General features: G+C 72.3%; 9 protein-coding genes. 7 read left to right on the top strand and 2 right to left on the bottom strand.

The features are described 5' to 3' along the window. Positions 1-27: 27 nt before the first annotated feature. The gene (locus ACFUPX_RS27695) at positions 28-1,110 is read right to left on the bottom strand and encodes a hypothetical protein (RefSeq protein ID WP_383328226.1); all 1,083 of its coding nucleotides are present in this window, start codon (positions 1,108-1,110) and stop codon (positions 28-30) included. A gap of 147 nt (positions 1,111-1,257) precedes the next feature. Between ACFUPX_RS27695 and ACFUPX_RS27690 the strand changes: the two genes are divergently transcribed. From ACFUPX_RS27690 to ACFUPX_RS27675, 4 genes are all read left to right on the top strand, one after another. After that, positions 1,258-1,578: a DMT family transporter gene (locus ACFUPX_RS27690; protein WP_383328223.1), complete on the top strand. Its 321-nt coding sequence runs from the start codon at positions 1,258-1,260 to the stop codon at positions 1,576-1,578. Beyond that, positions 1,578-2,165 carry a TetR/AcrR family transcriptional regulator gene (locus tag ACFUPX_RS27685; protein WP_383328221.1) on the top strand — a complete coding sequence of 196 codons (588 nt, stop codon included), beginning with the start codon at positions 1,578-1,580 and terminating at the stop codon, positions 2,163-2,165. Before ACFUPX_RS27690 ends, ACFUPX_RS27685 begins: the two co-directional genes overlap by 1 nt. A gap of 9 nt (positions 2,166-2,174) precedes the next feature. Further along, positions 2,175-3,164 (top strand): 2,3,4,5-tetrahydropyridine-2,6-dicarboxylate N-succinyltransferase, encoded by a 990-nt coding sequence (dapD, locus tag ACFUPX_RS27680; protein WP_383328218.1) that lies wholly within the window; start codon positions 2,175-2,177, stop codon positions 3,162-3,164. Between the two features lie 152 nt (positions 3,165-3,316). Then, the gene (locus ACFUPX_RS27675; protein WP_383328215.1) at positions 3,317-3,913 is read left to right on the top strand and encodes a hypothetical protein; all 597 of its coding nucleotides are present in this window, start codon (positions 3,317-3,319) and stop codon (positions 3,911-3,913) included. A 1-nt stretch (position 3,914) separates the two neighbouring features. Here the strand turns inward: ACFUPX_RS27675 and dapA are convergent, their stop codons facing one another. Continuing rightward, positions 3,915-4,844, bottom strand: a complete 930-nt coding sequence (dapA, locus tag ACFUPX_RS27670; protein ID WP_383328211.1) for a 4-hydroxy-tetrahydrodipicolinate synthase — start codon at positions 4,842-4,844, stop codon at positions 3,915-3,917. Positions 4,845-5,028: 184 nt separating this feature from the next. Between dapA and ACFUPX_RS27665 the strand changes: the two genes are divergently transcribed. The 3 genes from ACFUPX_RS27665 (at position 5,029) to ACFUPX_RS27655 (ending at position 6,740) form a co-directional block, all read left to right on the top strand. Continuing rightward, on the top strand, positions 5,029-5,178 hold the full coding sequence (locus tag ACFUPX_RS27665) for a hypothetical protein (RefSeq protein WP_383328208.1): 150 nt from the start codon (positions 5,029-5,031) through the stop codon (positions 5,176-5,178). Beyond that, positions 5,175-5,843, top strand: coding sequence for a hypothetical protein (locus tag ACFUPX_RS27660; RefSeq protein ID WP_383328205.1), 669 nt, complete (start codon positions 5,175-5,177; stop codon positions 5,841-5,843). The genes ACFUPX_RS27665 and ACFUPX_RS27660 overlap by 4 nt, the downstream gene beginning before the upstream one ends. A gap of 108 nt (positions 5,844-5,951) precedes the next feature. Next, positions 5,952-6,740 carry an SGNH/GDSL hydrolase family protein gene (locus ACFUPX_RS27655; RefSeq protein ID WP_383328202.1) on the top strand — a complete coding sequence of 263 codons (789 nt, stop codon included), beginning with the start codon at positions 5,952-5,954 and terminating at the stop codon, positions 6,738-6,740. Positions 6,741-6,794 lie beyond the last annotated feature (54 nt).

The raw sequence follows: 6,794 nt of genomic DNA, 5'->3' as shown, positions 1-6,794 counted from the left end.
CTTCCCGCGCGGGGGGCCTCGTCGCGTCTACGGGACCGGCGCAGGAGCCGCCGATGCCTCCCTGAGCGTGTGCGCGAGGTTCTCCTTGCGGATGCGGCGGTCCAGGTAGAGCAGGGCCGTCACCAGGGGCAGGAACACCGTGGCGGCGAGCTGGGTGAGGAAGCTGCCGAGCAGGCCGAGGGCCGCGTAGAGGCCGAACTGGGAGCGCAGTTGGTCCAGGAGGTAGGTCGACATGGGGTCGTCCGGGTCGACCTGGGGCGGGCCAGGGGCGGCGAATTGCAGGGGGAGTCGGAAGGCGAGGGAGACGCCCACCACGATGAGACCCGCGAGCAGCGAGATGCCGAAGGTACGCCACCAGGCGCCCCGCACCAGGCTTACGGAGCGCCGCAACGCCGTGAACGGACCCGCCGTTTCGAGGGCGGCCGCCGCCGGGGCGAAGGCGAACAGGACGTACAGCCAGGCCGCGAGCGGCAGCGTGACCAGGAACAGCGGGAGGACCAGACCGATGGGGATGATCGACTGGGTCATCATCAGGAAGAGGAGCGAGAGGAAGAGCAGCGCGAACGCGGCCACCGGCAGCATCAGGACGATCGAGAGCAGCAGGGTCACGGCCAGCACGGACGGCGTCCGCGACCACGCCCTGCGCCAGATGGCGCCGAACGGCGCCGGGCGGCCGAGGACCGCCTCGTGCAGTGTGGCGGCGCAGGCCGCCTGGACGAACGAGTTGACGACCAGCGTGGCGAGCATGAACCCCAGCCACACCAGGCCGAACGCGATCAGGATCGGTCTGCTGTCGTCCCAGGAGACCGCGCCCGGTTCGGCCACGGCACGGAAGTGTTCCCGGGTCGCGACGTAGGCGAGCACCCCTGAGGCCGCGGCGACGACGGCCAGCAGGCCGTAGGCCGCGGCTGCCGCGGCGAACAGGGGCTTGGCGTAGCGCCGCATCGTCGCGAACGCGCCGCCGATGATGTGGTTGGCGCCGAGCGGTGCGAGCGGGATGACGCCGGGCTTGGGCGGCGGCGGTGGCGGGGTCCAGCCGTAGCCGTTCCAGCTCCAGCCGGGCGGTGCGCCGTACGGTCCGTGAGGTCCCCACCCCGGTATGTCTGACATCGCTCTCGTGCTCCGTAGTTCCGTGCGGTGTCCCGCGTGCGTCGCCTGTGGCCCCCCACAGTGATCGCGTCACCTTAGCCGCTCCTGTCGTCGTCGTTCCTCCGTCGTTATGTACGGCCGTACGCAACGTTGTGTACACTCGTACGCATGGGATACGGACTGCTGGCCGGCGCGATCGTGGCGGAGGTGGCCGGGACGACGGCCATGAAGTACAGCGAGGGGTTCAGCAAGCTCTGGCCCTCGCTGATCACGGTCGCGGGATATCTGATCGCCTTCACCTTGCTCGCCCAGACCCTCAAGACGCTCTCCGTCGGCACCGCTTACGCGATCTGGGCCGGGATCGGCACCGCCGCGGTCGCCGCGATCGGCATGATCTTCATGGGGGAGTCCGCGGGCCTGGCCAAGATCGCGGGGATCGTCCTCGTGATCGCGGGCGTCGTCGTGCTCAACCTCGGAGGGGCCCACTGATGGCCCGAAGGTACGACCCCGAGCGCCGCCAGCGGATCATCGACGCCGCGATCCGCGTGGTCGGGAAGAAGGGGATCGGCGGGCTCAGCCACCGGTCCGTCGCCGCCGAGGCCGATGTGCCGCTCGGCTCCACGACCTACCACTTCAAGACGCTCGACGAGTTGATGGTCGCCGCGCTGCGGCAGTCGAACGAGGGCTTCGCCAAGGTGATGGCCGCAGGCCACGCGTTCGAGGATCCCGGCGCCGACCTCGCGGCGGAGCTCGCACGGATCCTCGGCGACTGGTTCGCGGGGGAGCGGTCGGGGGTCGAGCTGGAGTACGAGCTCTACCTCGCCGCCCTGCGCAGGCCCGCCCTGCGGCCCGTGGCCGCCGAGTGGTGCTCGGGGCTCGCCGAGGTGCTCGAGCGGCGCACCGATCCGGTCACCGCTCGCGCTCTGGTCGCGCTGATGGACGGGATATCCCTGCAAGTGCTGCTTACCGGCGGCGAATACGACGCGGCGTATGCGCGGGATGTGCTCAGCCGGTTGCTGGAGGCGGGCGGCCCGGACCCTGAGACCGGTTCGCCCGCGCGCCGCCCCGCCGGTTAGGTTTTCCCCATGACCGACACGAACGCTTCCCGCACCACCGGCGCCGTCGCCGCAGGCCTCGCCACCCTCACCGCCGACGGCACCGTTCTCGACACCTGGTTCCCCGCGCCCGAGCTCGTCGCCGAAGCGGGCCCCGCAGGCACCGAGCGGCTCACCGCCGAGCGCGCCGTGCAGCTCCTCGGTGAGGGCGCCGCCAAGGCCATCGGCAAGGACGCCCGCCGTGGCGTGGAGATCGTCGCCGTCCGTACGGTCATCGCGTCCCTCGACGAGAAGCCGGTCGACGCCCACGACGTCTACCTGCGCCTGCACCTGCTCTCGCACCGCCTGGTCAAGCCGCACGGCGTGAACCTGGACGGCCAGTTCGCCTTCCTCGCCAACATCGCCTGGACCTCGCTCGGCCCGGTCGCCGTCGACGACGTCGAGAAGGTCCGGCTCAACGCCCGCGCCGAGGGCCTGCACCTCGCCGTGACCTCCATCGACAAGTTCCCGCGCATGACGGACTACGTGGCGCCCAAGGGCGTGCGCATCGCCGACGCCGACCGCGTGCGGCTCGGCGCGCACCTCGCCGAGGGCACGACCGTCATGCACGAGGGCTTCGTGAACTTCAACGCGGGCACCCTTGGCACCTCCATGGTCGAGGGCCGTATCTCCGCCGGTGTCGTCGTCGGCGACGGCTCCGACATCGGCGGCGGCGCCTCCACGATGGGCACGCTCTCCGGCGGCGGCAACGTCCGCATCGTCATCGGCGAGCGCTGCCTGATCGGCGCCGAGGCGGGCGTCGGCATCGCGCTCGGCGACGAGTGCGTCGTCGAGGCCGGTCTCTACGTCACCGCCGGGACCCGGGTGACCATGCCCGACGGGCAGATCGTCAAGGCCCGCGAGCTCTCCGGCGCCTCGAACATCCTCTTCCGCCGCAACTCGGTCTCCGGCGCCGTCGAGGCCCGCCCGAACAACGCGGTGTGGGGCGGCCTGAACGACGTGCTGCACAGCCACAACTGAGCACCACCACCGGTCGAGAGCGCCCTTCGGACACCCGGAGGGCGCTCTCCCCTGTGGTGCGGGTGGGTCCGGCGACTCCCCTGGGGCTGCCGTGGCTGCGTAAGCTGCCGTGCCATGCGCGCGTATGCCGCGCGGGACGACAGGAGAGCGACATGTACCGAGCCGGTGTACGGACCCTGGCCCTGAGCGGAACGGTGGTACTCGCGCTGGTGGCCGGGTGCGGCCAGAGCGTGGGCGTGGGCAGCGATGCGGCGCAGGGGGCGAGCCGGATCTCGACCGGCGACCACAGCTACCCGCTGGAGAAGAGCGACATCCACTGGAGCGGGAGCCCGAGCCCCTTCAACGCGCAGGTCAAGCTCACCGACGGGCGTCGCGTGGCGATGCACTACATGAAGAGCAAGGGGCTCCTCGTGCAGGACTACAGCCCCAAGACCAAGGGCTGGTCCAAGTCGGCCCTGGTCTACAAGACCAAGACGGACGCCTGCCAGGGAATCACCCTCAAGGCCAAGGACGGCACGGTCGCCGCCTTCGGGGACTTCGGCGTCTACTGCGCCGACGGCGAGCCGCCGACCGAGTCGGTCGCCGCGGTCGCCACGGGCCCCCTGGCCAAGTGGGACAAGCACCTCACGAAGAACTTCGACGGCTGGGAGAAGATCGCCGTCGCCACCGGAGGCAAGAAGGCCACGTTCAGCCGGGGCTCCGACAAGCTCGTGTGGACCAAGGCCGGGGGCTTCCCCGCGGCGGGCTGAGTCACCTGGAGGGCGCGGTCACCCGCAGCGCCTCGTACGCACGCAGCAGCCCGTCGGTCGCCTCGCGGCCGGCGGGCCGCAGCGGTGCGCGGACCGGGCCGCCGGGCAGGCCGAGCGCGCCGAGCAGTGCCTTCGATGTGACCGTGCCGGGGAGCCCCGCCCCCATCATCAACTCGATGAGTTCCATGGCCTGTTGCTGACGCTGCTGGGCCACCGCGGTGTCGCCCGCGTCGAACGCGTCGATGATCGACCGGAGTTGGCGCGGCGCCACGTTGGCCACCGTGCTGATGTAGCCGACGCCGCCCACCGCGTACAGCGCGAGGATGAGCTCGTCGCAGCCGGTGTAGTACGCCAAGTCCGTCCGCGACAGGACCTTCTGAGTGCCCATCAGGTCGTACGCGCAGTCCTTCACCGCGACGATCCGCGGATGCTCCGCGAGGCGCAGCATCGTCTCCGGCTCGATGCGGGTTCCGGTGCGACCCGGGATGTCGTACAGCGCGAGCGGCAGCCCCGACGCGTCGGCCACCTCCAGGAAGTGTGCCTCCACGGCGTCCTGCGGCGGCTTGCTGTAGTAGGGCGTGACCACCAACAGGCCGTCCGCGCCCGCCTTTTCGGCCTGGAGGGCCATCTCGACGGTGTGCCGCGTGGCGAAGCTGCCGACGCCCGCGACGACCGCGGCCCGGTCGCCGACCGCCTCGGCGACGGCGCGTACGAGCGCGGCCTTCTCGCTGTCGGACGTGGTGGGGGACTCGCCGGTGGTGCCGGAGAGCACGAGTCCGTCGCAGCCGTCGGCCACCAGGTGCTCGGCGAGCACCTGAGCGCCGTCGAGGTCGAGCAGGCCGTCGTCCGTGAAGGGCGTGACCATCGCGCAGAGGGCGCGGCCGAAGGGGGGAGAAGCCGGCGAGAGCGGCGCCGATGAGGGAGAGGGCATAGAGGCAGTGTCGGTACGGCGAAGCTGAAGCTCCACTTAATTCTGCTACGAGATATACGGCAGAATTGCTACCAGGTGGCCACAAGGAAGCCGGGCCCTAGTGCCAACTCGCCCCCGTATGCGCCACCATGGGCCCGACGGTAGTCGACGGACGGCCGTACGGCCGCCGGCCACAGGAGGCGTCATGAGGCTGGGCAAAGCACTCGCCACCGGGATCGCCGAGGAGGCCCCGCAGGAGCAGCCGCGACAGGAGGCCCCGGACCGCGCGGCCCCGGAGCCCGAACCGGCTCGTGTGGCCGAGGAACCGGCGGCCGAGGTCCCGGCGCCACGATGAGGCCGCGGCTCCCCGAGGAACGCCCGAAGGAGCCGCCGACCGGATACAAGATCGCCCGCCTCGCGCTGTCCCACGACGGCGCGAGGGCCGGGTTCACCGGCGTCTCCCTGGGGGCGGCCCTGCCCTACGGCGCGCTCGACACGGCCCACTGCGTCTACGGCCGACGGCACGCGGCCCCGCACCGCCGCTGCGACTGCGGCTTCCACTGCGTGCACGAACGCACCGAGGCGGAGGCGTTCCTGTGCACCGGCGGGCACCGCGGGGCGGCGCTGCTCGAGGTGACGGTGCTCGGCGCGTACATCCGCTTCGAGCGCGGCTTCCGGTACGCGCGCCAGCGGGTGCGCACGGTGACGGTGCAGCCGTGCGAGTGCGGCGCGCGGGCCTCCGTCCTCGCCGACGCGGGGTGGGGCAGGCCCGGGTGGCGGGTGGTCGAGGGCGTCTGCGCCACCTGTGCGGGCAGGCGCGCGTCGCTGCGGTTCGCGGAGTTCGCCCGCCTCGCCGGGGAGGGCCTCACGGTCGCCGGGGCGCGCCCCGGCCTCGTACCGGAGCGGGCTCCCGAGGCGATGGGCGTGCCCGAGCTGGTCGCGGAGGCGGCGCTTCTCCAGGCCCGGCTCGACGTGTTCCAGGGGGAGTTGGCGCGCCTCGCGGAGGAGGAGAAGGGCTAGCGCGGCCACCCCTGCGCGGACCCCGAGGCGCGGGTCCCTGCCCGAAGAGGCGTGGGCGCCGGTCGGCACCGCGTTGACGTGCCCTGACTCCGGGGGGAGGCTCTGGCCATGACGACGCATGCGTACGCGCGCTATGTCGCGATCGGCGACAGCCAGACGGAAGGCGTCGGCGACGGCGACGAGACCCACGGCTACCGGGGCTGGGCCGACCGGCTCGCCGAGATCCTGGCCGAGCGGAACCCCGCGTTCGGCTACGCGAACCTCGCGGTGCGGGGCAGGCTGACGGCGCGCATCAAGGCGGAGCAACTCGCGCCGGCCCTGGCGCTGCGCCCGGACCTGGTCACGGTCATGGCAGGCATGAACGACCTGGTGCGCCCCGGCTTCGACGCGGCCCAGGTGGCCCGCGACATCGAGGACATGTTCACCGAACTGACCGCGGCGGGCGCGCGCGTGGCCACGGTGACCTTCCCGGACCTCGGGCGGATCTCACCGCTCGCGCGCAGGGCGCTGCCCCGCGTCCTCGACCTGAACGCCCGCATCCGCGCGGCGGCGGACCGCCACGGAGTCGTCGTCCTGGACACGTTCCCGCACCGGGTCACCACCGACCCCCGCCTGTGGAGCGCCGACCGCCTGCACGCGAGCCCGCTGGGGCACGCCCGGATCGCCTCCGGCATGGCGGACGCGCTGGGTCTCCCCGGCCACGAGGAGTGGGTCAGGCCGCTGCAGCCACCGCCGCTTCCGGTCTCCACGCTGCGGACGGTGGCGGCGGAGACGGCGTGGTTCGCGGGCTTCATGGGCCCGTGGCTGTGGCGCCGCGTCAGGGGCCGCTCGTCGGGCGACGGCCGCGAGGCGAAGCGGCCGGAGCTGGGACCGGTGGCCTCGCCCGAACGCGCTTGACCTCAAGCGCGCTTGGGGTCGCAGTGTGTACGCCACGGGCACAGCGCCACGGGC

The sequence above is a fragment of the Streptomyces sp. NPDC057302 genome (genome assembly GCF_042667685.1).
GTDB lineage: Bacteria > Actinomycetota > Actinomycetes > Streptomycetales > Streptomycetaceae > Streptomyces.
This window is presented reverse-complemented; position numbering and strand designations above follow the sequence as displayed.

What these genes read in the sequence shown, in the direction of transcription:
- ACFUPX_RS27675 (WP_383328215.1), top strand. Translation starts at nt 3,317, where the DNA reads ATGTACCGAGCCGGTGTACGGACCCTGGCCCTGAGCGGAACGGTGGTA.
- dapD (WP_383328218.1), top strand. Translation starts at nt 2,175, where the DNA reads ATGACCGACACGAACGCTTCCCGCACCACCGGCGCCGTCGCCGCAGGC.
- dapA (WP_383328211.1), bottom strand. Translation starts at nt 4,844, where the DNA reads ATGCCCTCTCCCTCATCGGCGCCGCTCTCGCCGGCTTCTCCCCCCTTC.
- ACFUPX_RS27695 (WP_383328226.1), bottom strand. Translation starts at nt 1,110, where the DNA reads ATGTCAGACATACCGGGGTGGGGACCTCACGGACCGTACGGCGCACCG.
- ACFUPX_RS27685 (WP_383328221.1), top strand. Translation starts at nt 1,578, where the DNA reads ATGGCCCGAAGGTACGACCCCGAGCGCCGCCAGCGGATCATCGACGCC.
- ACFUPX_RS27655 (WP_383328202.1), top strand. Translation starts at nt 5,952, where the DNA reads ATGACGACGCATGCGTACGCGCGCTATGTCGCGATCGGCGACAGCCAG.
- ACFUPX_RS27665 (WP_383328208.1), top strand. Translation starts at nt 5,029, where the DNA reads ATGAGGCTGGGCAAAGCACTCGCCACCGGGATCGCCGAGGAGGCCCCG.
- ACFUPX_RS27660 (WP_383328205.1), top strand. Translation starts at nt 5,175, where the DNA reads ATGAGGCCGCGGCTCCCCGAGGAACGCCCGAAGGAGCCGCCGACCGGA.
- ACFUPX_RS27690 (WP_383328223.1), top strand. Translation starts at nt 1,258, where the DNA reads ATGGGATACGGACTGCTGGCCGGCGCGATCGTGGCGGAGGTGGCCGGG.